The sequence below is a fragment of the Corynebacterium sp. MC3 genome (genome assembly GCF_900099485.1).
In the GTDB taxonomy this organism is placed as follows: domain Bacteria; phylum Actinomycetota; class Actinomycetes; order Mycobacteriales; family Mycobacteriaceae; genus Corynebacterium; species Corynebacterium pseudogenitalium.
Map to the genome: position 1 here is coordinate 159,959 of NZ_LT622815.1, position 25,090 is coordinate 185,048.

Genomic DNA, 25,090 nt, shown 5'->3' on the forward strand with positions numbered 1-25,090 from the left:
CTGTCCTCCGCCGGCGCGGGCGATGCGGGGCCGGCGGCCGAGACGACCGTCGTCCGGGCGACCGGCCCGGGTTCCTACAAAATGACCGCGGCGATTGCTGCCGCCACCGTTGTGGCGGTCGCGGGGGAGCCGGTCGCGCCGGGGTGCCGGGATCTCGTCGGCCACCCCCGGCTCCTCGAACCGGTCCTCGCCTTCGCCCGCGATGCGGGCATCCATATCGAGGTGCCACATGACAACCCGACCACGGGGCCGCTGCCGACAGCGGCCCACTGCGATACCAAAGAAAAGGGGAAACGATGACGGATCAAGCTGAACGAGGTGCGGCGATCGTCGTCCGCGACCTCACGAAGAGCTACCCGATTGCGGGCAAAGCGGGCACCCCGCCCGAAGGCGGGGCAGGTGCCCCGCCGGACGGCGGGCGCAAGGGAAAGCGCGGTGCCCGGATGCGCAAGCATGTGCTCGACGGCGTGAGTTTCACCGTGCCCACCGGGGCGATCGTGTCATTCCTCGGCCACAACGGTGCAGGCAAGACCACCCTCATCCGAATCCTGTCGACGCTCATCACCGCCGACTCCGGCGAGGTGAGCATCTTCTCGCGCGACGTGAAAGAGGACCCGGCGGGCGTGCGCGCTGACATTGCCACCACCGGCCAATTCGCGGCGATCGACGAGAACCTCACCGGCCGGGAGAACCTGGAGTTCTTCGGGCGGCTGCGCGGACTCGACCGCGCCGCCGCGGCCGCCCGCGCGACGGAACTGCTCGCGCAATTCTCGCTCGCAGACAGTGCCTCGACGCTGGCGTCGGCCTATTCGGGTGGCATGCGGCGCCGCCTCGACATCGCCGCGTCGCTGTGCGTCGTGCCCAGGCTGCTGTTCCTCGACGAACCCACGACGGGGCTGGACCCGGTCAGCCGCGAAGAGCTGTGGGGCTTCATCCGGCAACTGCGGGACGACGGAATGACCCTGGTGCTGACCACCCAGTACCTGGAAGAGGCGGAGGCGCTGGCAGACCACGTCCATCTGCTCAAGGATCGCCGCATCGTCGCCAGCGGAACGCCGGAGGAATTGCGCCGCGCCTTCGGGTCGCACGTGCTCCGCGTGTCCTTCGCCACCGCCGCCGAGGCGGAGGCGTTCGCCCGCTGCCTCGGGGGAACGTGCCTGGACGGCGCCCGCGTCGCGGGGAAGTCGGTGTCCCTCGACGTCGACCCCGGACCGCGGGTCCTCGAGGCGGTGGCGCAGGCGATGGAGGCCTCGGAAGCGTTGCCGGATTCGCTGAGCGTGTCGCCGCCCACCCTCAACGAGGTGTTCATATCGATGAACGCAGGGGGTGCGGCGCGATGAGTGCGACGTCGGTCGCGGCGTTTCTCCGTCGGGATCTGCTGCTGTTGCGACGCAACACCGCGTCGCTGATCTCCATGTTCGTGGTTCCGCCCCTCTTCCTGCTGTGCCTGTACGCGGTGTTCGGGTACTCGGCGGAGCAATCCGGCTTCGGGTACCTGCGTTTCGTGCTCGGCGGCTGCCTGTTCCAGGCGGCGATGTTCACCGCCGCGGCGTCGGCGATGGCGGTGGGACAGGACGTCGAATCCGGGCTCGTTGACCGCGTGCGCGTGTTGCCCGGGGCCACAGGCGGCTATGTCGCCGGCAGGCTCGTCACCGATGTGCTGCGGATGTCCGCGTCGATCGCGGCGCTGCTGGTCGTCGCGTGGGCCTGCGGCCTCGACATGGCTGTCGGTGACGTCGCGTGGACTGTCCTGTGGTCGCTGCTCGCCGCGGCGGTCCTGTCCCTGGTCACGGACGGGGTGATCCTGATGGTGCCCACCCCGGTGTCGACGGCCTCATCGATCCAGGCGCTGGAAATGCTGCTGCTCATGTTCTCCACCGCGTTCATTCCGGCGACCGCTTTGGACGGCTCCCTTCGCGACGTCGTGCGCCACATGCCTTTTTCGCCGGTGATCGAGGTGATTAGGGCGGCGTCCCCGGACGCCTTCCCGGATCGCGCCGGGGAAGAGGCCGCCCTGTGGCTCGGTGTCGCGGCGGTCGCCGGAATCGTCCTGTTCATCCGCCGGTTCACCTCGAGGAGCGAATCATGATTGGCGCCATCTTCGTGCATCTGCGGCGCATCGCCCACATTTGGCTGCGGCGCCCCGACTTCTGGTTCATGACGTTCATTGCTCCGCTCGTGTACCTGTTCATCGTCAACCGCATGTTCGGTGGCCTGGTCAGGCAGCTCACCGGAGAGTTCGAACTCCGGAACGCGGTCATCCTGGTCGTGACGGCGTGGGCGTTCATCCTGGCCATCACGGGATCATCCACCGTGTTCGTTGAACGCAGCAATGGCTTCCACGAGCGGTTGATCACCATGCCGGCGCCGTACGCGGCCGTGCCGGCCGCACGGATCATTGCCGAGTTCATCCGGATCATGGCGATGACGGCCGTCGTCGCGGCGGTGGCCGCCTTGCTTTCCGACGGCCCACCGGAGGTGTCCTGGTGGTGGAGGATCGCGGTGACCGGCGCGATGGTTGCCGCGGCGGCCGCATGCACCGGCACGTACATCGCGTTCTCCATCACCAGCCCCCAGGGTTCCGTGGCCCTCATCCCGTTAATCATCGTTGCGATGTTCGTCAACACGGTGCTCATGCCCGCCGACCACTTCCGTCCCCTCCTGCGCGGAATCGCCGGGCACACCCCCGTATCCGCGGCCGGCGAGGCCGTCAACGGCACCGGGGCTGCGGGTCTGGTGGTCTGCGCGGCCTGGTTCTTAGGCATCGCTGTGCTCGCGGCGTGGGGCATCGCCGTGAAAACGAGGCCGGGGGAGTCTGCATGACGGCCCGCGAATCCGAGCATCTAACCCGAAACCGCCGCGTGGATGCGGCCCACACACCCGGAGACAGAACCAGATGAAGTCGATTGCCCAGATCGTCCAGAACAACCGCAGGCTCCTCGCGGCCTACGAGGACAAGGTCCAGCCGAGGTTCCTCAGCCGCTATGCGCGCGAACCGATGGACGCCGCCGTGTACCGGAAGCTCCGTGCGCTGGATCCCGGGCCGGATGCGCCGGCCCGGGTCCTCGACCTCGGTTGCGGAACCGGGTGGCTCGCCCGCACGCTCGCCGCTGAGTCTCGCTATCGCAGGGCGAACATCGTCGGCTACGACCTGTCGCCCAATGCGATCCGCATCGCCCGCGAACGCGCCGCCGCCGACGGGCTTGGGGCCCGGACGGAATTCCACGTTGCCGACATCCTCACGCCGCTCGCGGGAGAGCCCGGCGGGGCCTGTGAAATCTGGGTGTGTGGCGCGCTCCACCAAATGAAGGATGCGGGAGCCGCGCTCGGCAGGGTCGCCGGGCTGCTCGCCGATGGAGGCATCGCTTACGTGCAGACGTTCGTCGAGGATCCCGACGTGAACGAGCATGTGGACATGGCCGTCGTTGCGAAGATGGGCCACCGGGTGTTCCGGGGCAGCGAGGTCGAGGACCTCGCCGAAGCCAACGGGCTGAAGCTGGGCGGAGCCTCACACGCCGGCATGGTGTACTTCTGCACTCTCACGAAGAAAAGCGCGATCGGGGAGGCGGGCAAGTGAGCGCCGTGGACGGGACCGTAGGCCCGTGGTCGCTGCTCGCCCCGATTCGGACCCGGATGCGTGCGGTGGTCGCGTTATCCGTCCTGTCGTCGGTGGCTACCGTCGCTTCGCTGGTCGGCATCATCGACATCGCGATGACGTACCCGGAGGCCCCGGAGCATCGGACGTGGTTGGCCGTGGCTGTCATCGTCGTCGCCGCAACGGTGCGCATGGCCGCGGACGGCGCCGCCGGCATGCTCTCGCACCGGGCGGATAACGACCTGCAGCTCCACCTCCGGCGCCGGCTGGTCGCCCAAATCCGGAAGTTACCGCTGGGCTGGCTGGACGCCCGGCGCTCGTCGGGAATCATCGAGTCGGTTGAGAAGGACGTCGCGGCTGTCCACCAGCTCATGGGCCACACCGTCGGTGAGACCGTGGTGGCGGTGCTGGTTCCCCTGCTTTCCCTCATCGCGCTCGTCGCGGTGGATTGGCGGATCGCGGCGGTGGCGGTCGTCCCGGTGCTGGTCACCTTCGCCCTGATGGGCGTGATGATTTCGCGCGGAGCCGGTCTTCAGCGCGACTACGAGCGAGCCTCCGAAAAAGTGACGGCCGCGGTCATCGAGTTGGTGCGCGGTATCCCGGTGATGAAGTCCTTCGGACGCGCCAACCAGGGCGCGGGTCGCTACGATGCCGCGGCGTTGTCGTTCGTCCGCGCGTGGTCCGCCTGGTCCCGGCAGTCGAACATCTATCTCGGGCTCATCGACGTGGTGACGTCCCCGACCACAGTCCTTGCGGTGGTGTGCGGGGCCGGCCTCGCACTGAGGGACGCCGCGGGCGGCATACCGGAGGGTCTCGTCGCCGGGCTGGTTCTCAGCCTTGGACTCTCCGCGGCGATCGTGCGGGTGGCCATGAACTCCGAACCCATCATCGCGGGGATCGCTGCCCTGAAATCCATCGCGGAGGTGCTGAGCACGCCGCCGATCGCCGAGCCCGCCGAGCCGGTGCCCGCGCGCAGAGGCGCGCTCGAGGTCCGGAACCTGGTCTTCTCCTACGGCGATGGGCCGCGGGTCCTCGACGGGATGTCCGCGACGTTCGAACCAGGGACCCTCACTGCGCTGGTGGGGTCCTCCGGTTCCGGAAAGTCCACCGTCGCCCGGCTGTTGGCGCGTTTCCACGACCCCGTTGAAGGCTCGGTGCTACTGGGCGGCGTCGATCTTCGCGACATCGCCGTGCGCGACGTGCACCGCTCGGTGTCGGTGGTGTTCCAAGATCCGCAGTTGTTCACGCTGCCGTTGCGGGAGAACATCCGGCTGGCCAGGAGAGACGCCACCGACGACGAAATCATGGCGGCCGCGAAGCTCGCGAACCTCGATGCGGTCATCGCGGCGCTGCCGAAGCGCCTGGATTCGGTGGTCAACGTCGACGTGACCTTTTCCGGTGGTGAGGCGCAGCGCGTAGCCATCGCGAGGTCGATCGTCACGGACGCGCCGGTGCTCATCTTCGACGAGGCAACCGCTTACGCGGATCCGGCTTCCGAGGCCCTCATCCAGTCCGCAATCGAGCGTTTGGCCCGTTCGCGGACGGTGATTGTGATCGCGCACAGGTTGAGCACGATCCGCAACGCCGACCGCATCCTCGTTCTCGATGGGGGAGCGGTCGCGGAGGCGGGTACCCACGACGAGTTGCTTGCGCGCGGTGGCCGCTACCGGGATTTGTGGCGCGCCTTCGCGCTCGACGACGAACCATCCGCCCCGCGGGGTACTGAATCAGACGATGAAAAGGCGGGAAACCGATGATTCGAGACTTGTGGTCGATGACGGATCGGCGCTCGAGAATGACGCTGGTGTGGCTCATTGCGTTGGCCACGCTTGCCGCGCTGGCCCAGGGAGCGGCGTTCGTCGCGCTGCTGCCGCTGCTGTCGGCTCTGGCCGAGGGAGATGATGCGACGGCGTGGCGTTTCACCGGCGTCATAGCCGGCCTCGCGGCCGCCCATGCGGTGCTGTCCCTCGCCGCGGGGACAGTCGGCAGGGCGAATTCCGCAGCGGTGCTGTCGTCCCTGCTGCATTCCCTGGGCGAACGCGTGCTGACGTTGCCACTCGGGTACGTCACCAAGTCCACGGCCGGCCGCTTTTCGGAGATGGCGTCGTCGGGTATCGCGTTCGCGGCGTCCGTGCCGCACGTGATCCTGCGGCCCGTCATCGCCGCGGTGGTTACGCCGACCGTCATCGCCTTCGGAATTCTGGCGGTGGATTGGCGCGTCGGTTTGGTTCTTGTCGCGTCAGCGCCGGTGCTCTTCTTCGCCTACCGGGCCATTGGCCGGGTCGGCGGGGAGTCGGACGAAGCGCATGCTGAGGCCGTCGCTGCCGTCTCCAGCAGGCTGATCGAGTTCACCCGCGGCCAGCAGGCGATTCGCGCCGCGGGCGACGGTTCGGCGGCGGACGCGATGGTGGATGAGGCTATCCAGGCCCAACACGATGCGTTCGCGAAGGCGACATCGACGCAGGGGGCGGCCATCGGACGGTTGGGTTCGGTCGTCCATGCGGTGTTCACGGCGGCGGTGATCGTCGCCGTGGCAGTCGCCGCGACGGGTGGGATGGCGCCGACGCATTTGGCGTCGATACTCATCGTGCTCGTCCAGTTCACCGGACCGATCACCACGGCGGGAGCGTTGTCCGGCGGTTTCGGTGCGGGCCGCAACACGTTAGCTGCGTTGCGTGACCTGCGGGCAATCCCCGCCCTTCCCGAACCTGCCGCACCGGAGCTGCCCGACGGGCATGACGTGGAGTTCCGCGGCGTGAGCTTCGGGTACGGGGAGAAGAAGGTCCTCGACGACGTCAGCTTCCGTGCACCTCAGGGAGCGCTGGTTGCCATAGTGGGACCTTCGGGGGCGGGCAAGACGACGGTCATGCGGCTGCTGTCGCGGTTTCATGATCCGGACTCGGGGGAGATCCTCATCGGCGGGGTGCCCTTGCCTCGGATCGGCACCGACGGCGTGAACTCGCTGGTGACCCCGGTGTTCCAGGAGACGTTTCTTTTCGACGCGTCCGTGCGGGACAACGTGGTCTTCGCCGACCCCGGATTCGGTTCCAGGCCCGGTGACGGGGACCGCTTGCGCGAGGCCGCCCGGCGTTCCGGGGTGGACCGCATCGTGGAGCTGCTGCCTTCCGGGTGGGATACCCCGGTGGGGGAGGAGGGGACGCTGCTGTCGGGAGGTGAGCGGCAGCGCCTCGCCATCGCCCGGGCGCTTCTGAAGGATTCCCCGGTGGTGCTTCTCGACGAGCCGACGTCCTCGCTGGATGCGGCCACTGAGCGGGCGATCGTCGGCACGATTGAGGCGTTGCGCGGCGATCACACTGTGATCGTCGTCGCCCATCGCCTGCACACCATCCGCGATGCCGACCTCATCGTCGTGCTTTCGGAGGAAGGGACGGTCGCAGAACGGGGCACGCACGATGAATTGCTGGCGAAGGGCGGCCGCTACGCCGAGTCTTGGGCGTGCCGGACGGGGAGTTCCCCGGGATCCAGATCCAGCTCGTCGTGGACCACCACGACGACGGCATCGGAGAAGCGCGGCTAACTAGTTCATCTAGCGCCAGATTGGCTTAGTTCCCAGGAGCCAAAGCGCACCGCGCAGACACCCCAATGGAGGACAGCCTCGTAGAAGCAGTACATGGCGTAGAGGACGCACGGTACGCCGAGGGTGAACATGATGAGGCCGTAAAGGTGAGCGTCGAAAAGCAATGTCGATGCTGCCGTCGACTGGCCGACAACACCGAGGGGTATCCACGCTGTACCCGCGGCGGCGCCACGCGGGCGCGTGCCGGTCCAGTAGCAGTAGAGGAAGAGTGGGATCGCGGTGAAGAACGTGAGGAAGAAGCACAGCTCACCCGCGTAGTGATAAAACTCGCCGTGATGGGTAGCGAGCTGCTCGGCGGATGTCGCGGCGACCATCGGGGACACGAGCGCCAAGCCCCACGGGAACGCTGGCTCGGTGTAGTGCGCGGACTGCTTCCACAAACCCCAGAGTTGCCACAAGCACACGATGATGGCCAGTGGCGCGCCGATCCACCAGCTGACCAGCTGGAACGCATCGTTGCCCGTGAGTGCCGTCCACGCCGAGCCGCACGCGAGCAGCCCCATCGCGTACATGCCCCACGCCGCCATGTTCTGGTGCCGCGGTGGCTCATTGCGCACGCCGACCGTGAACACAACGAGGAGGCCCGCCGCGATGAGCGCAAACACGAGCTCGGCTACATGAAATCCATGTAACCCAGTCAAACTCGACGCAATCGAGGTTCCCATTAAAGCGCCGGCCCAAGCGGGACCGAACTTTGGCAACGTCATAGGACTAACGCTAGGCCTGCCACCGCGTCTCATCCACTTTGGGTCGGGGCTTTGTGGTTTTTAGAACGCGAATGGCCTGAAGCGCGCCAAGGGAGGCAGCCGGCACTAGAGCGTCACGTTGGCCAGCACCGTGCCGGTGGGTTGCGCCGCGCCGACGGCGACTTCCTCGGTTACCAGGACTGAAGCAGTTCCACCGGGCAGCGGCATCCACACGTCGTCGTGGGGTTCTTGGCCGATGACTCCAGCCGATTCCACGGCGCCGTCAGCCATGACTGCCCACACTTGTGCACCCATGCCGTCGTTGAGAGCTGGCTGGCCGTTGACCATGGCGCCGCCCTTGCCCATGTCAGAGCTGATCGCGATGTCGAGGCTCGCGCCCATCGCGTCGGCCTGACCTTGACGCGCGTCGTCGGCCTCCATAATTGCGTGCATTTCGTCGACGCCTTGGGCTGCCACGGATTCGCGTGACTCGTCGACAGTGAATTGGGTGACCGCGAACCCGCCACCGGCGATGAGCACAACGGCGGCTGCTGCGGCGGTTGTGAGACGTCGCCAGGACCGGTTCTTCCGCGCGGTGTCGAAGTCTGTGACCTGGTCGGTAGCGTCGATACGCTCCATGATTGAGCGTTTGAGCTCCGGTGGCGGAGTGACCGGCGTGGCTGCGGAATTGAAGAGGTCCTCGATATCTTTATCCATCACAGGCCTCCTTTCAACGACACGGCCTTGCGAAGCTTTTGCAACCCGTCGCGTACCCGGGTTTTGGCTGTTCCGAGAGCGACGCCAGTGGCATCGGCGATTTCTTGGTGGGTGAGTTCCCCAAAACACGCGAGCATGAGCGCACTTCGATGAGGCTCTCCGATTGAATCAATGAGTTCTTGTAGCTCCTCAGACTCTAGTCGCTGTTGAGCTTCGTCCTCAGCGGCAGCGACCCACGTGGTCAGTTGACTGTTGAAATCGTCGGTGTCGCGGGCTTGGGAGCTGCGCCAGCTCCGCAGCCGATCGATGGCGCGCGATTTGGCGAGCCGCAGTACCCATGACTTGGCGCTGCCGCGGTGTGGGTCGAAGGTGTGGGCGCTTAGCCATACCTCCACGAAGACTTCTTGGGTGACCTCTTCCGCTTGGGCCCGGTCACGCAAGATGTGGGTGGTGAGACCTAGAATCTGTGGGGCCAGAACGTCGTAAAGCTCGGCGAAGGCGACTTTATCGCCCGCGCGCACGCTTTCTAAGAGACGGTCCGGATCCACGGATTCTAAATCTAACACCTGGGTCATGTGCTACTTGGATTCTTCCATCATTTTGTCTTCGCTCATCATCGCCTCGGAAGACGGTGCCATGGAATCTTCGCTCATCATGGCATCGGAGGACGGGGTCATGGAGCCGTCCATCTTGTCCTCCATATTCTCCTCGGAGTCGTTGCATGCGACGAGGCCGACGGCGGCGATGACGATGGCGCTGGCGCTGGCGATTGCGCGGTTGATAGACATAGCGTCTCCTTCACTTTTTCGGTTCGCAGGCGCAGTGTTTCTGGCCCGTCACTGAGTACTACGGAGCCGGGGGCTGATGCGGATTGGACCAATCCGGTGCGGGTGCTCACTCCGTAGTGCTGGGTGTAGGAAAGGCAACCGGAAAGTAGAGGAAACTCATGATCAGCGTGATTCTTGTCGGATTCATCGGAGGTGTGATCACGGCATTGTCGCCGTGCATTTTGCCAGTGTTGCCGGTGGTGCTGGGGGTCAGCGTCGGGCGTAAACCGTCGCACGTGGTGACAGGTTTGGTCGTGAGCTTCGCCGCGATCGCGCTGCTGGGTACGATTCTGCTTAGTGCGCTGCATTTGCCACAGTCGGTATTGCGCTGGGCGGGAGTGGTGTTGCTGGCATGGGTGGGGCTGGGAATGATTTTCCCGCCAGTGGGGGAGGTGTTGCAGAAGCCCTTTGACGCGCTTCCGCGCCCCACGGCATTGCAGGAGAAAACGCGCGGCAAGGGAGGTTTTCTCATCGGTCTGGCCCTTGGCGCGGTGTACGTTCCGTGCGCGGGCCCGGTGCTTGCAGCGGTGACGGTGGCGGGCTCGACTGGGCAGATCGGCTGGAACACGGTGGTGCTCACTGTCGCGTTCGCGATTGGGTCCGCGCTGCCGCTGTTCGTGTTCGCCCTGGCGGGCAACAAGATCGGTGACAAGGTAGACGCGGTGCAGCGCCACCGTAAGGCCATCGGCGTGCTCATCCTGGTCTTCACTGTGGCGTTGGCTCTCGACGCGCCGGCGGCGATCCAGCGTGCCCTGCCGAATTGGACGTCGTCGCTGTCGAACCGTTTTGAGAATTCGGACTTGGCCAATGACGCTCTCAGCAAGGTCGGCCCAACTGGGAGCGGTTCACTGCAGTCGTGCCGCCGTGCCGACCCCGCGCAGCTGCAGGATTGTGGCCCGGCACCGGAATTCGCGGGGCTGACGAACTGGATCAACACCGACCAGCCGCCGAGCCCGCAGGACGGTGGTGTCATGCTCGTTGATTTCTGGGCGTACGCCTGCATCAACTGTCAGCGTGCGGGGGAGCACATCACCAAGCTTTACGACACTTATCGCGATTCCGGCCTCACCGTCGTCGGCGTCCATTCCCCTGAGTACGCTTTCGAGCACGACCTGGGCAATGTCCGCAACGCCGTAGAAAAGGAAGGTATCCACTACCCGGTGGCGCAGGACAATGACTTCGCTACATGGAGGAATTTCAACAACCGCTACTGGCCAGCCCGCTACCTGGTGGACAAGCACGGCAACGTCCGGCAGATCGTGGAAGGGGAGGGAAGCTACGCCGAAACAGAAAAGCTCGTGCGTGAATTGCTCATCGACGCCAACCCCGACGTCGACCTCCCCGAACCGGTCGAAAGCGGCGAAGCAGCAGGCGGTACGAAGGGCCGCAACCCGGAAACTTATCTCGGCACTGCGCGCGCCGAGTACACCAAGCAGCCCGGTTACACCGACGGCGAGCACGACATCGGTGAACCGGCCGCTCCGGAGCGCGGCATGTTCACTTTGAACGGGACGTGGATTCTCGAGGAGGAATCAGTGCAGACCACCAGTGGAGGACACCTGGACATCAACGTCTTCGCCAAGTGGGTCCAGCTCGTGGTTTCGGGTGAAGGCGAGATCGAGGTCGAGTATCCGGACGGTGCGACAAAGTCGTTCCCGGTCACAGATGGAACCCTCGACCTTGCGAAAAGCGACACGCCCACCGAGGGAGTGCTGCACATCCGGCCCACGGCAGGCGTGAAACTGTATTCGTTGACCTTCGGCTAGGCAGAGACAACCTTGTCCAGCGTCTCGGCGAACCGCGCGACGGTGCCGTCGACATCGCCCCACTTGTCCAAGCCGAACAGACAGATGCGGAAGGCGGAAAAGCCCTCCGGCTCGCCGACCTGCAGCGGAACACCGCTGGCGATCTGGACGCCGGCCTGCTTGAACGCGGATCCGTTGGCCTGCTCCGGGGCGGTGGCGTACATGACCACGATGGAGGTGGCCTCGAAGCCGGGGGCGGCGACGGAGACGTAGCCTTTGTCCGCCAGCAGCTTGCGCACCTTGGTGCCCAACTCGACCTGGCGGGCGGTGTACATTTGACGCGCATCTTCCCGTGCCCTACTGCTTCCCGAGTTGCTAGATGTTCCGGGAGCGATAGCGCCATGACCGCATCCTGCGGTACTTCTCTGGATTTACTTGCTGTCTTTAGCGGGAAGGTTTCTTTGCGCCGACACGCCGTTGAATTCAAGTTCAACGTGTAGTTCCTGGACAGGGTTACTTTTAGTTGTAATCGCATTTTGGCCCGTAGTCGTTTGAGTGTACTTAAATAGACGCAAGTGCCTCACACTCGGTGCCCACACTCGGCCGAGCCTGCACTAGTCTGCTATGAGTGTCGCTATACGGCATCCCACGTTGAAAGTGATCTCGGAGGTCTGATGTCGCCTAGACCTGGCGGAGAAACAGACAAGCTTGGAAATAGGTACGAGCTTGCATGGGCTATCCGCCATGCCTTATATTGCATCGTCGACGATAGACGGGCGTTGACTGCGGAAGACATCGACGCCGAGCTAAATCGAGGTTCCGAGTTCACTTACGACGACGGTCTCGTTACCGAAGTGCACCAGTTAAAACGACAGAACGGCACTAGTAACAGTTGGACAGTCAAGGCTCTCGCCGATCAAAAGATCTTCGAGGCGGCTGCGGAGCATGTGGCGGCGGGCCGAAGTTACCATTTTGTCTCCCTGGTGCCGTGCCGGCCCTTACAAGAATTGTCCGATCGTGCTCGCAAGTCAGATGATCTAACGAGTTTCACCGACTGCTGGCTTTCTAAAGAGCTAACACCGGTCTTTAACCAATTGGCGGCGGCCGAAATCCTGGGCAATCCCCAAGTGGCCTGGAACACACTTCGCGGAATGCGGTTCTTAGTTCAAGATGAACTCGACATCGTCCGCACGAACAGTATGCTTGCTGTGTGCAGTCTGAGGGGAGCTAGCGGCGACCTCATATCTCTTGCTATAGGGGATATCCTTCTCGACAACCTCGGTAAGCGGTTGACTCGAACTGAACTTTTTGCTCTTCTCGCTCAAAGGGGCATCAAGCCACTGGAACCTGGGTCGCATCTGACGTCGCACCAGCAGGTGTTTAAGATCACGAAAAGCTGGCGTCAGTCCGTTGAACGTGAACTCTTGCAACCACCGATTAAGCGTGCAGAGGCCGCCCACCTAGTGGAGGCGCTTGATAAATATCGGATCGGGCTCGTCGCAGGTACGGCGGGAGGTGGGAAGAGTTCCGTTCTCGAACAAACTGCTGCCGCTCTTGAATCGGCTGGTGCCGAGGTGCTGGCGCTACGATTGGACCGATGTGGTCCGTTCGCGTCGACTGTCGAGTTGGGGCATCAGTTCGGGTTCGAAGTCTCTCCCGCAGTCGCTTTGGCGAGGGCGGCTGACGATCGCGACGCCTTCCTGATTATCGACCAACTCGACGCGGTGAGTCTTGCCTCCGGACGTATGCCGGAGAGTTTCGATGTCGTTATGGATCTCATCGACGAAGCACTGTCAGTGTGCGGAATCCGTGTTGTTATGGCATGTCGCCAGTTCGACATCGATAATGATCACCGTATCCGCGCATTTGCGTCTCGTACCGAGGTAACAACGGTGGAAGTCGACCGATTGTCGAAGGAGGAAGTCGAAGCGGCAGTGACAAGAATGGGACTCGACCTAGCGCGGTTAAATCCATCACAACTAGCCCTTTTGCAGACGCCGCTGCACCTTGTACTCCTGCAAACGATTTCGACTCAGGCTGACGCGCTGGCCTTCCATTCGCGCGGATCGCTCTTTGAAGCGTTTTGGGAGCGCAAGCGACAAGCAGTGCGTTCGCGGCGAGTGAATGTCAGATTCAACGACGTGGTCAGTCGGATCGCCAACGCTGCAAGCGATCTGCAAGCGCTGTCTGTCCCAATCGAGATTCTGGACGATGAGGACCTTATTGAAGACGCCAACGTCCTCGTTTCAGAACACTTGCTTGCGCAAGACGGCGGTCGCATCGCGTTCTTCCATGAAACGTTTTTCGACTACGCCTTCGCACGTCTGTGGGTGTCACGCGGGGAGTCACTCGTTGACTTCCTTCTCCGTGACGAGCAGGCACTTTTTCGACGTGCCCAGGTTCGCCAGATCCTGCAACATCTCTACGAGCGAGCGCCGGATCGTTTCCATACCGAGGTCGAATCAGTACTTACCGCTAACGCCATCCGATTTCACATAAAGGAGACAGTCCTTGCCGTCGTAGCTAATCTTCTTGCGCCGACGACTGCCGATGCCGAAGTGATGGTCCGGATCGCCGCGGGACATCCGAGCTTTGAAGACCGGCTCTGGCAGCAGTTGAGTAGACCACAGTGGTTCAGGCGATTCCTTGAGGATGGTCAGATTGCTGCTTGGCTCGATGGCCCGAACGAGGGTATGCGGAATCACGCGTTGAATATGATGGCTAGTGCGGTCAAAGAGCACCCGGTATCGATCGCAAAGCTGTTAGGGGACCGCAAGGCCCAGCCGGAATATCACCGCTGGTTGCGTTGGGTCAGCCGTTTTTCGGATGTCTTTCAGAACCGAGATTTGTTCGATTTGGTGCTCGAAGGAGTTCGCGAAGGCGCCTACGATGGGGCACAGCATGAACTTTGGCTAACGATGCACAACCTGCCTAAGCACGAACCACTTTGGGCGATCGAGTTGTTGCAGGCTCGGCTGATCGATCACGGGGATGCCCTGACGCTTAACGAGGAAGGCAAGGTGACTGTGCTCGGCATGCGAGAGTACAGCGCCGCCGAACTCGTTAGGTATACCGCACATGCTGAACCGTTGGCATTCGTGCTGGTCACGGTGCCGTATCTCCGACGAGTCATGGCGAGGACCGCGATCGAGCCTGGCGTCGACGGCCTGATTCGCGATCTGCACTTCAGCTTTCGCATCAAGGACGATGACCTCGGCAGCTACCGGCTTGATGGCATCCTGCTGGCGGCGTCGGTCCGAGCGCTGGAGAGTGTGGCAAAGAGCGCCCCTGAGGAGATCCGGTTCCTTCTCGAGGAACTGGCTTCCGATCCCTACGACGGATCGCAATTCTTGCTCTACCGAGCATTGTCAGCGGGCGCAGAGCATTTTGCCGGGTGGGCGGCGAGTCTCTTGCTCGAAGGCGGACGTCGTCTCCGTTGCGGCTATATCTCCGATTCCCTATGGGTTGCACGGGAGCTTGTCCTGGCGATTGCACCACACGTGTCCGACGAAATTCACCAGCGGCTCGAGAAGTTGTTTCGAGATTTGCCCTGCGAGTGGGGGAGTAACTGCGGCTCGGGACGCTCGGCTTTCACGTTTCTATCCGCCCTGGAAGAAGCGCGGCTTACTACGGTCGGTCAACGACTCCTCGGGGAATATCGACGGAAGTTTGGGGAGGACGCCCCCGCAGAGCCACAGGGAATTACCGGTGGTTCCATCGGTTCGCCGATCGGACTTGGTGCCGCAAAGAAAATGAGCGATTCACAGTGGCTGAGGGCTATGTCAAAGTATGACACTGACAAGACGAATTGGGCGACCTTCACCGGCGGAGCCCATGAATTGTCCAGCGTGCTGGGCAATCAAGTAGCCGCAAACCCCGAGCGCTTCGCTAGGCTGGCGCTGCGGCTGTCCCCAGAGTTCAATGCGGCTTACTCCGGTGCGATGCTTAGGGGCTTTGGCGAGGCCGATGCGAGCGATAGCACCGCGCCGCTGATCTTCGACGCTGTCCGTCACATTGCTTCGCTGGGACAGGCAGAAAATGATCGGTGGCTCGGGATGGCGCTACAAAAATACTACCGCGAAGTGCCGCTTGAACTGGTCGAACTGATTAGAGACAGCGCTGTGCACGCGCTGGATCCGGCCGATTGTTCTCCTGTGATCGTTCGGGATGGAACGGACGCACCAAGTGCCGTGGATATGCAATTGAACGGCATCAACACGGCACGAGGGAGTTTGGCCGAAGCTCTCGGCGATCTTTTGGTTACCGACAGTGACGGCAAGAGAACTGCACTGGTCGCGCCATATCTCAACGCGATGGCCGGCGATCCGGTACTCAGTGTCCGTTCGTGCGTTGCCTACACCCTCGCCGCCGCGCTACGGCATGCTCGCCCAGAGGTCATGAGGGCGTTCTCAACCCTGATCAATACTGACGATCGTCTCCTCGCCGCCGGATCTGTTCAGCATTTGATGGTCTACATCGGCAACGTGAATCCCGAGGTTATAGATCCGGTAATTCAGCGCATGTTGGCATCGGATGATGCCGAAGCTCGTGAGGCTGGTGGCGCCGTCGCGGCGTTCGCGGCGATGGAATGGGACCGCCCCGATCTTATGAAACAAGCGCTGTCGGGAGACTTTCACGCCCGAAAGGGCATCGCTGAAACCTGTGTTCAGTGTGTCGATCGCACTTCGAATGTCCAACTGGCCACGGCGACCCTAACCCGGCTTATGAACGACGAGGCGGATGGGGTGCGTAAGGAAGCGGCTACTGTGGCGCTTCACCTCCGCGAGCAACCGCTCCAGCCATTCGTTAAACTACTCGCGGCTTTGATCGACTCGCCGGCTTACGAACACGCCACGCCCCAGTTGCTGGTCACGCTACAGTACGCGCCGGATAAGGTCGATGAACTGGTCTTGAGAGCTGCAAAACGGTTCGTCGATGTCTTCGGGCACGATGCCGCGGACATTCGCACCGGCGCAGCTGGAGATGCGCATTACATCAGTGAACTGGTGGTGCGTGGGCTAGCGCAGTGCCGGGATCGTACCCACCGAGCGGAGTTGCTCGACGTTTTGGACTCTCTCTTAGAGCTTGGCGCGTACGGCATCAGTGAGGCCATAACGGATTCAGAGCGGTTATAACCGATAGCGCTCGAAAGGGCCGCGGGTTTCATTGGAGCCAATGTCTCCTGGCGGGAGAGGTTGATCCGATTCGTAACGTGGTCGAGTTCAAGTTCAATGTGTAGCTAGGCCCCGGGGATACTCACGCAGAACTCGTTGCCTTCCGGGTCCTGCATGACAGTCCACACCAATCCCGGCGCCGGGATGGAATCAACCATCACAAAATCGCCGTAATCCGCGGCGATTTCGCAACCGGTTGCGGCGAACCAAAACTCGCCGAGTTTTGAGACACTTGCAATGCCTTGGCGAGCGCATGATTGCTGTATCCCGTAAGCACACCGGGTTTCTTCAAAGATATTCGTGCCTAGTCGAGCAGGGCGCGGTACTGTTTGCGTGCCTTCATGGAGTGAATGATCGTTTCGGTGCCGTCATCCCAGATGAGTACGACGATCTCGAGTAGTCTCATTGAGCCGTCGAACCCGAGGCGCAGTTCCCTTTGAGGGTGTTCCTCATCGAGTGGGGTCTTAAAAACGCAGCCTGAAGTCGCGGCAGTAACGGAGTCGTCTGGCTAGAAGCCGTGTTTCGTGGCGCTTCGGCGTACGTCCATTTCTAAATAGCATTCTTTAGCGCTTCGCGGATTGCCTGAGAGCGTGACCATCCGTTTTCAGCCGCAAACTTGTCGAGGTCCGATATCTCGCCGGGGAAAGCCGAATGGAGATAACCTTCGCAGCATCTTCGTTTCGAGGTTTCCTTCCACGTCGACGAAGTGTCTCTACGTCGTAGCCTTTCTCGGCTTCGGTTACCCACGCATCGATTTGCTCTTCGCTGACTAGCTTCCCGTTGATAGTTTTCATGCACGTAATCGTAATACGGTAAAAGGGCTTGGCGGCTAGGGGGAGGTTATATTCTTTCGACAATCCGTCGAGTTCAAATTTAACGTGTAGCGTTATTGACGCTTCGCGTTATGGGGGATAGGGTGAAGCATGATCCAGTCGTTCGCTGACAAGGACACTGAACGTCTGTGGAATCGAGAGCGAGTTCGCTCGATCGATTCCCGCATTCACTCAGTAGCGCTGCGCAAGCTTCGCCAGCTTGGGTACGCGCAGACTCTTGATGAGTTACGGATTCCCCCGGGGAACCGGCTTGAGGCGTTGAAAGGTGATCGGCGGGGTCAGTTCAGCATTCGAATCGACGACCAGTGGCGGATCTGTTTTCGGTGGTCCGCCGCGGGGCCAGAGGAGGTTGAGATCGTTGACTACCACTGACAAGCTCCCTCCGATTCACCCCGGTGAGATCCTCATGGAGGACTTTCTCAAGGAAATGGGGATCACCCAGCACAAGCTCGCAGTCTCCATCGGCGTTCCGCCCCGCCGGATCAACGAAATTGTTCACGGTAAGCGCGCTGTAACCGCGGACACTGCTCTTCGCTTGGCTAAGTTCTTCGGAATGAGCCCCCAGTTCTGGCTCGGGTTACAGACCCAGTACGACCTGGATGTGGCAGAAGACAAAATCCTCGCCGAGATCGAGAGGATTCTGCCGGTTCACGCTGTCTCGGCGTAGCAGTTACCCGAACCAGGTCCGTCAGCGTGAGGATATGCACGCGGATGGTTCGAACTAGGGAATTTGGGGCCGCCGACGCGTGGACTTGAGTTCCGAGCGCCGCTTTTTCGCTTCGAGACGGCGCCGCACCGAGCCGCGCGTCGGCTTCGTTTTCCGCCGCGGGGGAGGCGGTGGGGCGAGAGCCTCGCGCAACAAGATGGCCATGCGTTCCCGCGCCTCGGCACGGTTGCGGACCTGCGACCGCTGCGTCGATGCGCTCACGGTGAGTACCGTGCCGTCCAGGCGGTGTTCGAGGTTGTGGAGGGCGCGGCGACGCTGGGCGTCGGAAAGCGATGCGCATTCCGCGATGTCGATGGACAGCTGCACCTTACTGTCGGTGGTGTTGACGCCTTGGCCGCCCGGGCCCGATGCCTTCGCGAACCGCTCCGACAGGTCCGCCGCGGCGACGACGAGGCCACCGGGGATCCCCGGGCCAGGCGCGAGGGTCAGGTTCTGCATGCCGCCCACACTACCTTCTTGCGTCCTGCGTCAACCAACCCAGACCGCAGCCCAGTTCCAACGTAAGTCTCAGCGACCGATCTCCCGGTAAATCTCATCCATCGTGAACTTCCTACCGGAGTCGATCTCGACGGCTGAGCGAAGTTCCTGCAGATCCTGAAGATCTTCGATTCTTTCCGCGATGACGGCTCGGGCAAAACTCGGAAACAGTTACGCCCTCAGCGCGCGCAAGCTTCGTTACGAATGATGCTTCCTCGCTGCTCAAACGGATTCTCAGGAACATAACTGCTACCTATCTCGTGGAGAAAACCTCTATGCTTTCTTCTCGTCTCGACGGAAACGTAAACCGCGTCGCGTTGTGCGGGTTTCGGTCGCAGATTGATCTTCGTCGCCGGTCGACTCGAGCGCTTTTTGCTCCTCCCGCTCCCGTCGCGCTTCGATTTCTGCGGCCTTTGCAAGCAGCGGGTCGTCGTTCATGTCGCGAATTTTCTCGGTGGCTTTTGCGCTTGACCCACCGCCGATTGGCGGGCGCGGTTCGCGGCATCGATGGTGTCGCCCGCTAGCGACACCACAGATTGACGCCATCCTTGGACCTGGAGACGCTCTGCGTCCTCCACGCTCATCCACAAATGCTGCGCAAACGCACTAATAATGTCATGAATTTCGTTCGCGTACGCGGTGATATGGCGAGCACGAATCGGGTTCGTCACTCCGCAGTACCCGCCGACGTCTCAGCCTCCCCGCCAGGCTCTGCAACCTCCGTAGACTCCACAACCGCGCCCGAATCCGGGTCCACCCACTGCGTGGAAGTGACCACCACGGTCTCGGCACGCCACCTCCGGCGCAACCCGTAACCACCCCGACAGAACTAGCTACAACAAGCGCGACCGCGCGACGAAAACGTATGCTCCCATTCTAATCGGAGCGCGCAGGAATTCTCGGCTACTTCCCAAGCTCCTTGCGTCGCTCGGCGGCGAGTTTCAACCGCTCGGCACGATCGGAACGTTCCTTCTCTAACAAGTCCTCGAGAATCTCGTCCTCCTCGTCGGAGATGTCGAAGACGGTGTACCAACCGACCGCGAGCATGCCCATCACCGGCCACACCACCCAGGCGTAGTCCAGGTCGAACCCAAGCCGCAGCACAAAAAATACCGCCAAACCGCCGATGAGGGTGGTGTAGATCGCGGTGTCCAGCTTCCGCTTCGCCGAGAGTTTCTCATCTAGCTCTAGCTCGGACGGCGTCCGCTTCTCCAGTGAGGCCGGTTCGGTCGGGAGGTCGTCGAAAAGCATGGAAAGCTCCCCGCGCGTGCGCGCAACTGCAGCCTGACCTGTGCGTTCTTCGAACTCTCCCACGTCCAGGTAACCGTCTGCGAACAGTGTGCCCAGCCGGTCCAGCGCTTCCGAACGCTCGGCGTCGCCCACGCGGATTTCGTCCATTAATGCTCCCAACTTGCACTTGCCCCTGCGGTAAGCTGTTCAATCGTAACCATGGTAGATGGTATCAAATACACGATCGGCGAAGCCGCGGAGGCCCTCGACGTTTCCACCGAGGCGCTGTGTCACTGAGAGGCGCTCGGCCTCATCACACCCGCGCGCACGTGGGCCGATCACCGCGTTTACAGCGAGGCGGACCTAGAGCGCGGCGTGGCCATCGCCCTCTACCGTGGAGTCGACGTGCCGCTTGCGCAGATCGCGCAGCTTCTCGACGCCTCTGGAGCCGCCCGCACCCGCGCCCTCAAACACCACCAAGAAGCACTCGCTTCTCGACGGCGCACGCTCGACGCCCAACTCACATCGGTCCAGCACCTCATTGACAACGCAACGAAAGGATCGATCGACATGGACGCAATGAAGAAGTACCTCGGCGAAGATATGCCCGCCTACCAGGAGGAGGCTGAGCAGCGCTGGGGTGATACCCCGGAGTGGGCGCAGTCCCAGAAAAAGCTCGCTCAAATGGGCGAAGGTGACTTCAAACGCTTGCAGGAAGAACAGGAAGCGCTCGCCGCGGATCTGATCGCCGCACGCGATTCCGGCGTGGATCCCGGCTCTGAGGAAGCCGCAGCACTGGTGGAGCGCCACCGCGCAAGCATCGCCCAGTGGTACGAGGCGTCCCCGGCTCGTCAGCTCATCCTCGCGCGCATGTACGTTGACGACGCATGCTTCCACGAAGCCTACGGCGGCGCGCAGGACTACCTGCTCGAGCTGGTCACCGCCCACGCGGCGGCCGAAGGCGTGGACGTGGGCAACCCGCAGTGGGGTTAGAAACGGAGCAGTGATCCTTCCAACTCTTGCTGGAGCAAAGGTCACGGTTTGGTTAGGTCTAGTGTTGTCGCGCCTATGCGATGACCAGCGAGCACCACGTCTTTTTTGCGTATTTTTACGAAACCGCGCAGCAGACACCACACCGTGCCCTGTTGCTACCTGAGTTGCTAGAGGTTCCCGGAGCGGTAGCGTCATGGCCGCATCCTGCGGTACTTCTCTGGATATACCTACTGTCTTTCGCGGAATGGTTATTTACAAACGACACGTCGTCGAGCTCAAGTTCAACGTGTAACGCGGGGTATTAAGGTGGAGATCGTTGATTACCATTGACAAGCTCCCGCGTTGGTGAACTCGCGGAGACACACCTGGGCGGGCATGAGCCCGATGAGAAACGACACTGAGTGGCGCTTCCGGGAGATTCTGGAGGGATGATCGATTGGCTGAGCATCATACGGCGATCGTCGTCGGTGGTGGCCAGTCCGGCCTAGCCACGTCGTACTACCTGCGACGCTACGAAGTGGACTTCTTGGTCCTAGACAACCAGGAGGAACCTGGTGGAGCGTGGTTGCATACGTGGCCGTCATTGACGCTTTTCTCCGCCGCGGAATTCTCCAATCTGCCCGGCTGGCCCATGCCGCACTACCCGGGGTACCCGCCTGCAAGTCATGTCATCGACTATCTGGAAAGCTACGAAAAACGGTACGACCTCCCGGTGAGGCGCCCAGTGCACGTTCGAAGCGCGTCCCACGAGGGAGGGACGTTCACCCTAGATTCGACCGCCGGTCAATTCACGGCGGAACACGTTGTCGCTGCCACAGGCACGTGGTCCGCGCCCTTCGTGCCCTACTATCCCGGCACTTTTCACGGACGCCAGTGGCATTCGTCGACCTACCCTGGTCCCGAACCATTCCGCGATGCGAAAGTTGCGGTGGTCGGTGGGGCGAACTCGGGTGCTCAGATCGCCGCGGACCTCATCGGGACGTCGGAGGTCACATGGTTCACACGTGAGCAACCGCGCTGGATGCCTGATGATGTCGATGGTCGCGATCTCTTTCTCCGCAGCCGCCGCCGGATTCTCGGTGGCGATGCCGACCCGAACCTCGGGGACATTGTCGCATTGCCTCATCTACGTGAGCTCCGCAACTCCGGTCAGCTCACCGCTACCCCCATCTTCGATAGCTTGAACGAGCTGGACCACGACCACCTGATCTGGTGCACTGGTTTTCGCCCAACCCTCGGTCCATTCCGCCACCTCATGCGCGGCCGCGAAGCCGCGGTGAAGAATCTGCATCTAGTCGGTTATGGCAACTGGACCGGCGACGGCTCGGCAACGCTGATGGGTGTGGGGCCTTTTGCCAAACACACTGCCCAGGTTGTTGCGGGCCGTGTCGATAAAGCTCGGCATCAAAAGTTTTGAGATGACGCTTGGTCCCTGAGCAGAACGATCCTTCTAAGATCCGCGTTGGGGAGCCAGCGCGCTGGACGAAAGTGTGGCTCAGCGCTTCGCTTGTGCAGCCCGCAGGCCGTTCAAGATCACGATGACTTCGGCGACCTCGTGAACCAATACGACGGCGGCCAAGCCCAGCACGCCGCTGATCGCCAGCGGCATCAACACGATGATGATAGCCAGAGACAGCACGATGTTCTGGTTGATGATCCTGCTGCCTCGGCGGGCGTGTTGCAGTGCCTGAGGGATCAGCCGGAGGTCGTGGCCGGTGAAGGCGACGTCAGCGGACTCGATCGCGGCGTCAGAGCCGGTCGCTCCCATCGCTATACCCACCGTTGCGCCCGCCAGTGCCGGAGCATCGTTGATGCCGTCGCCGATCATGGCCGTCGGTGTCTTGGAGGAGAGTTCGGCGACGATGCTTGCCTTGTCCTCTGGGCGTAGCTCGGCGCGCACATCGTCGATCCCGGCGATCTCAGCTAGCGCCCGGGCGGTGCGAGTGTTGTCGCCGGTGAGCATGCTCACCTTCACGTCGTTAGCGTGCAGGGTCTGCACAGCTTCGGGAACCTCGGGACGCAGCTCGTCGCGGACCCCGATCGCTCCGGCGAGGGTGTCATCGACGGTGACCAGGACGCAGGTCTGACCTTCGGACTCCATGCGCTCAACGTCTGCCTTCAGTGGCCCGGCGTCGATCCACCGGGGGCTGCCCACCAGCACCCGTCGACCTTCGACGGTGCCGCCGATGCCATGACCGGCTTCCTCGCTGATGTCCGAGGCGGCGGGTGCTTCGGGCGCCGCTGCCGCGATCGCCGCGGCGAGGGGGTGCGTCGATTGCTGCTCAACTGCCGCTGCGAAGGAAAGCACCTGGGCCCGATCGAATCCGTCCGCCGGGACCACCCCGGTAACCTCGGGCTGGTTGCGGGTAAGGGTTCCGGTCTTGTCCACCGCCAGGTGACGGATGCCGCCGAGCCGCTCGAACGCCGCGCCGGACTTGATGACCACGCCGAACTGGCTGGCCGCGCCGATCGCGGCCACGACCGTCAGCGGCACGGAGATTGCCAACGCGCACGGCGACGCTGCGACCAGAACCACCAACGCACGGGTGATCCACGTCTCGGGGTCGCCCAGCAGCGAGCCAATCACGCCGACCAGCACCGCCAGGATCATCACCCCGGGCACTAGGGGTCGGGCAATCCGGTCGGCGATCCGGGCGCGGTCGCCCTTTTCCGCCTGTGCCTGCTCGACCAGGTCCACGAGTGTGGTCAGCGAGTTGTCAGTTCCAGCTGCGGTCGTCTCGACCTCCAGCACACCGGCGGAGTTGATCGCTCCCGCGGGCACCTCGTCGCCCGGTGCGACCTCCTCCGGAATGGATTCTCCGGTGATCGCTGAGGTGTCAAGGCTGGAGCGTCCGGAACGAATGATGCCGTCCGTGGCGATCCGCTCCCCGGGGCGAACGAGCATCAGCTCGCCAACCACGAGGTCCTTCGCTGCGACTTCGACCGCCGTACCGTCGCGCTGCACCGTCGCGGTCTGTGGTACCAATTTCAACAGTGCTCGCAGTCCACTCTGGGCCCGGTCCATCGCCTTGTCCTCCAGCGCCTCGGCGATCGAGTACAGGAACGCTAGCGCCGCGGCCTCTCCGACGTAACCGAGGATTACCGCGCCGACCGCGCTGATTGTCATCAGCAAGCCAATGCCGAGCTTGCGCTTCGTGACAAGGTTCCGGGTAGCGCCGGGCGCGAACGTATACGCCCCCAACAGTAGGCCGACCCAGAACAGTACTGTCGCGGGTGCCTCTAGCCCGGACCAGCCCAGCGCCAGACCTATGCAGAGGGCTACGCCGGAGAAGATCGGCAGTAGCAACTCGGGGTCCTTCCACCATGGCCGATCGAGATCTTCGATTTCCGTGGTTGGTTCGTGTTCGCATCCACACGCTGAACTCATGCGTCCGTTCCTTTCTCGTCGCAGCCGGGCACCGAGCACTCAGGGTCGATGCACGGGGCATTCTCGTCGACAGCCAACGTCGCGTTCACTAGCGCGTTGAGCGCTGTCGCGAGGTGCGGATCGGCGATTTCGTAGCGTGTCTTGCGACCCTCCGGCTCGGCGACGACGATGCCGCAGTCACGCAAGCAGGTCAGGTGGTTCGAGACGTTCGAGCGGGTCAAGTCCAGGTCGCGCGAAAGCACAGCCGGGTAGCTCGGGCCGTCGAGTAGGGTCATCAGGATTCTGGAGCGCGTCGGATCCGCCATGGCCCGGCCGAGCCGGTTCATGACATCGAGGCGCGAAGCAATAGTCAGCATGTGCTGAACTATACAGTCAATACTGAACTATTTCAAACGCACTGAACTGACATTGAAGCGAAGAGTTTGCCACCTGTTCAATCAATGCATTTTGGGAGGCTTTTGAGAGGTTAGCGCCCCTCTAGCTAAAAATGGGCGCGTACTGCGGAAATGGGAACGGGGGCAGCGGTGGGTAGTTGAAACGTGCTACTTGGTCTCTTGCTCCGGGTAGCGTACTTTCTTATCCTCGCCGACGACAGCTCCGTCGTTAAGCTTCGCTGCACTTAGGGTGGGGCCATGCTGCGTCATTCCCATGATGTGCTGCACGTTGTCGCCGTGGGCCAGGAGGTGGTCGGCGATGATGCGTCGGTGGCAACGCCACCAGACTGCCTCTGAGCACATGATTACTGTTGGGTATGTCCTGGCTTGTTCCCTGAGCGCTTGGAGTGACTGTGCGAATTCGTCGCCAAGGGCGTGGTCCGCGTAGTTGTGAAAGCTTCGGTTGCGCCAGTTGCCGTTCACCTCGAAGGGGACTGTTTTGGACACGTTGCGCCGCCCGGTGAGCCCTTCGTTTCGGGAGTATTCGATGCCGTGCCCAGGTAAGTGTTGGGCAAGTTGATCGTCGTTGAACCAGGGGTACTTCCTGGAGCCGGGAAGCTTGCGCACGTCCACGACTGCACGCACGCCGGAAGCCTCGAGCATGCCCACGAATTGGTCAAACTCGAGGTTTGAATGGCCGACGGTAAAGATCTTCATGCCTCCGAC

The 25,090-nt window shown here is 62.4% G+C and carries 24 protein-coding genes and 1 pseudogene; 13 read left to right on the plus strand and 12 right to left on the minus strand.

The genetic code is table 11. The features are described from left to right. The 7 genes and pseudogenes from BQ4436_RS07565 to BQ4436_RS07595 form a co-directional block, all read left to right on the plus strand. A pseudogene (locus BQ4436_RS07565) lies at positions 1–300 on the plus strand (saccharopine dehydrogenase); the annotation flags it as partial. Beyond that, on the plus strand, positions 297–1,340 hold the full coding sequence (locus tag BQ4436_RS07570) for an ABC transporter ATP-binding protein (RefSeq protein ID WP_034666007.1): 1,044 nt from the start codon (positions 297–299) through the stop codon (positions 1,338–1,340). The pseudogene BQ4436_RS07565 and the gene BQ4436_RS07570, both read left to right, overlap by 4 nt. Further along, positions 1,337–2,089: an ABC transporter permease gene (locus BQ4436_RS07575; RefSeq protein ID WP_070976203.1), complete on the plus strand. Its 753-nt coding sequence runs from the start codon at positions 1,337–1,339 to the stop codon at positions 2,087–2,089. The genes BQ4436_RS07570 and BQ4436_RS07575 overlap by 4 nt, the downstream gene beginning before the upstream one ends. After that, positions 2,086–2,823, plus strand: coding sequence for an ABC transporter permease (locus BQ4436_RS07580; protein WP_052205195.1), 738 nt, complete (start codon positions 2,086–2,088; stop codon positions 2,821–2,823). Before BQ4436_RS07575 ends, BQ4436_RS07580 begins: the two co-directional genes overlap by 4 nt. Positions 2,824–2,896: 73 nt before the next feature. Next, positions 2,897–3,577 carry a class I SAM-dependent methyltransferase gene (locus BQ4436_RS07585; protein WP_068538777.1) on the plus strand — a complete coding sequence of 227 codons (681 nt, stop codon included), beginning with the start codon at positions 2,897–2,899 and terminating at the stop codon, positions 3,575–3,577. A gap of 5 nt (positions 3,578–3,582) precedes the next feature. Beyond that, complete coding sequence (locus BQ4436_RS07590; RefSeq protein WP_255366160.1) at positions 3,583–5,352, plus strand: ABC transporter ATP-binding protein; 1,770 nt, start codon at positions 3,583–3,585, stop codon at positions 5,350–5,352. A 38-nt stretch (positions 5,353–5,390) separates the two neighbouring features. Beyond that, the gene (locus BQ4436_RS07595; RefSeq protein WP_255366177.1) at positions 5,391–7,133 is read left to right on the plus strand and encodes an ABC transporter ATP-binding protein; all 1,743 of its coding nucleotides are present in this window, start codon (positions 5,391–5,393) and stop codon (positions 7,131–7,133) included. Between the two features lie 5 nt (positions 7,134–7,138). Here BQ4436_RS07595 and BQ4436_RS07600 read toward each other — a convergent pair whose 3' ends face one another. From BQ4436_RS07600 to BQ4436_RS07615, 4 genes are all read right to left on the minus strand, one after another. Further along, the gene (locus tag BQ4436_RS07600; RefSeq protein WP_083329495.1) at positions 7,139–7,900 is read right to left on the minus strand and encodes an SLAC1 family transporter; all 762 of its coding nucleotides are present in this window, start codon (positions 7,898–7,900) and stop codon (positions 7,139–7,141) included. A 105-nt stretch (positions 7,901–8,005) separates the two neighbouring features. Next, positions 8,006–8,596 (minus strand): anti-sigma factor, encoded by a 591-nt coding sequence (locus tag BQ4436_RS07605; protein ID WP_070976205.1) that lies wholly within the window; start codon positions 8,594–8,596, stop codon positions 8,006–8,008. Beyond that, positions 8,596–9,171 carry a sigma-70 family RNA polymerase sigma factor gene (locus BQ4436_RS07610; protein WP_070976207.1) on the minus strand — a complete coding sequence of 192 codons (576 nt, stop codon included), beginning with the start codon at positions 9,169–9,171 and terminating at the stop codon, positions 8,596–8,598. The genes BQ4436_RS07605 and BQ4436_RS07610 overlap by 1 nt, the downstream gene beginning before the upstream one ends. 3 nt (positions 9,172–9,174) lie before the next feature. Next, entirely contained in the window at positions 9,175–9,384 is a 210-nt protein-coding gene (locus tag BQ4436_RS07615) for a hypothetical protein (protein ID WP_143000854.1), read from the minus strand. A gap of 158 nt (positions 9,385–9,542) precedes the next feature. Between BQ4436_RS07615 and BQ4436_RS07620 the strand changes: the two genes are divergently transcribed. Next, positions 9,543–11,189, plus strand: a complete 1,647-nt coding sequence (locus tag BQ4436_RS07620) for a cytochrome c biogenesis protein CcdA (protein WP_070976209.1) — start codon at positions 9,543–9,545, stop codon at positions 11,187–11,189. On the opposite strand, the gene BQ4436_RS07625 is transcribed toward BQ4436_RS07620, so the two are convergent. Then, positions 11,186–11,503: a hypothetical protein gene (locus BQ4436_RS07625; RefSeq protein WP_070484391.1), complete on the minus strand. Its 318-nt coding sequence runs from the start codon at positions 11,501–11,503 to the stop codon at positions 11,186–11,188. The genes BQ4436_RS07620 and BQ4436_RS07625 overlap by 4 nt on opposite strands. Before the next feature lie 444 nt (positions 11,504–11,947). Here BQ4436_RS07625 and BQ4436_RS07630 point away from each other — a divergent pair, with 444 nt between their 5' ends. Then, on the plus strand, positions 11,948–16,303 hold the full coding sequence (locus BQ4436_RS07630) for an NACHT domain-containing protein (RefSeq protein WP_218117854.1): 4,356 nt from the start codon (positions 11,948–11,950) through the stop codon (positions 16,301–16,303). A 602-nt stretch (positions 16,304–16,905) separates the two neighbouring features. On the opposite strand, the gene BQ4436_RS11700 is transcribed toward BQ4436_RS07630, so the two are convergent. Next, entirely contained in the window at positions 16,906–17,136 is a 231-nt protein-coding gene (locus tag BQ4436_RS11700; protein ID WP_255366161.1) for a CopG family transcriptional regulator, read from the minus strand. A gap of 129 nt (positions 17,137–17,265) precedes the next feature. On the opposite strand from BQ4436_RS11700, the gene BQ4436_RS07640 reads away from it, so the two are divergent. After that, the gene (locus BQ4436_RS07640; protein WP_070976212.1) at positions 17,266–17,547 is read left to right on the plus strand and encodes a type II toxin-antitoxin system RelE/ParE family toxin; all 282 of its coding nucleotides are present in this window, start codon (positions 17,266–17,268) and stop codon (positions 17,545–17,547) included. A gap of 34 nt (positions 17,548–17,581) precedes the next feature. Beyond that, complete coding sequence (locus BQ4436_RS07645; RefSeq protein WP_070976454.1) at positions 17,582–17,842, plus strand: HigA family addiction module antitoxin; 261 nt, start codon at positions 17,582–17,584, stop codon at positions 17,840–17,842. A gap of 54 nt (positions 17,843–17,896) precedes the next feature. On the opposite strand, the gene arfB is transcribed toward BQ4436_RS07645, so the two are convergent. From arfB to BQ4436_RS07660, 3 genes are all read right to left on the minus strand, one after another. Next, positions 17,897–18,340, minus strand: a complete 444-nt coding sequence (gene arfB, locus BQ4436_RS07650; protein WP_070976455.1) for an alternative ribosome rescue aminoacyl-tRNA hydrolase ArfB — start codon at positions 18,338–18,340, stop codon at positions 17,897–17,899. A 312-nt stretch (positions 18,341–18,652) separates the two neighbouring features. Beyond that, positions 18,653–18,817 carry a hypothetical protein gene (locus BQ4436_RS12555; protein WP_255366162.1) on the minus strand — a complete coding sequence of 55 codons (165 nt, stop codon included), beginning with the start codon at positions 18,815–18,817 and terminating at the stop codon, positions 18,653–18,655. Positions 18,818–19,282: 465 nt separating this feature from the next. Beyond that, on the minus strand, positions 19,283–19,777 hold the full coding sequence (locus BQ4436_RS07660) for a DUF1707 SHOCT-like domain-containing protein (RefSeq protein WP_070976214.1): 495 nt from the start codon (positions 19,775–19,777) through the stop codon (positions 19,283–19,285). Between the two features lie 207 nt (positions 19,778–19,984). On the opposite strand from BQ4436_RS07660, the gene BQ4436_RS07665 reads away from it, so the two are divergent. Next, a complete protein-coding gene (locus tag BQ4436_RS07665) occupies positions 19,985–20,602 on the plus strand; it encodes a TipAS antibiotic-recognition domain-containing protein (RefSeq protein WP_255366163.1) in 618 nt (205 codons plus the stop codon). A 436-nt stretch (positions 20,603–21,038) separates the two neighbouring features. Continuing rightward, positions 21,039–22,019, plus strand: coding sequence for an NAD(P)-binding domain-containing protein (locus tag BQ4436_RS07670; protein WP_070976216.1), 981 nt, complete (start codon positions 21,039–21,041; stop codon positions 22,017–22,019). 78 nt (positions 22,020–22,097) lie between these two features. On the opposite strand, the gene BQ4436_RS07675 is transcribed toward BQ4436_RS07670, so the two are convergent. The 3 genes from BQ4436_RS07675 to BQ4436_RS07685 form a co-directional block, all read right to left on the minus strand. After that, entirely contained in the window at positions 22,098–23,990 is a 1,893-nt protein-coding gene (locus tag BQ4436_RS07675) for a heavy metal translocating P-type ATPase (RefSeq protein WP_070479384.1), read from the minus strand. Continuing rightward, positions 23,987–24,346 carry a Cd(II)/Pb(II)-sensing metalloregulatory transcriptional regulator CmtR gene (locus tag BQ4436_RS07680; protein WP_070362728.1) on the minus strand — a complete coding sequence of 120 codons (360 nt, stop codon included), beginning with the start codon at positions 24,344–24,346 and terminating at the stop codon, positions 23,987–23,989. The genes BQ4436_RS07675 and BQ4436_RS07680 overlap by 4 nt, the downstream gene beginning before the upstream one ends. 186 nt (positions 24,347–24,532) lie before the next feature. Then, positions 24,533–25,081, minus strand: coding sequence for a DUF488 domain-containing protein (locus BQ4436_RS07685; protein WP_070976217.1), 549 nt, complete (start codon positions 25,079–25,081; stop codon positions 24,533–24,535). Positions 25,082–25,090: the final 9 nt, after the last annotated feature.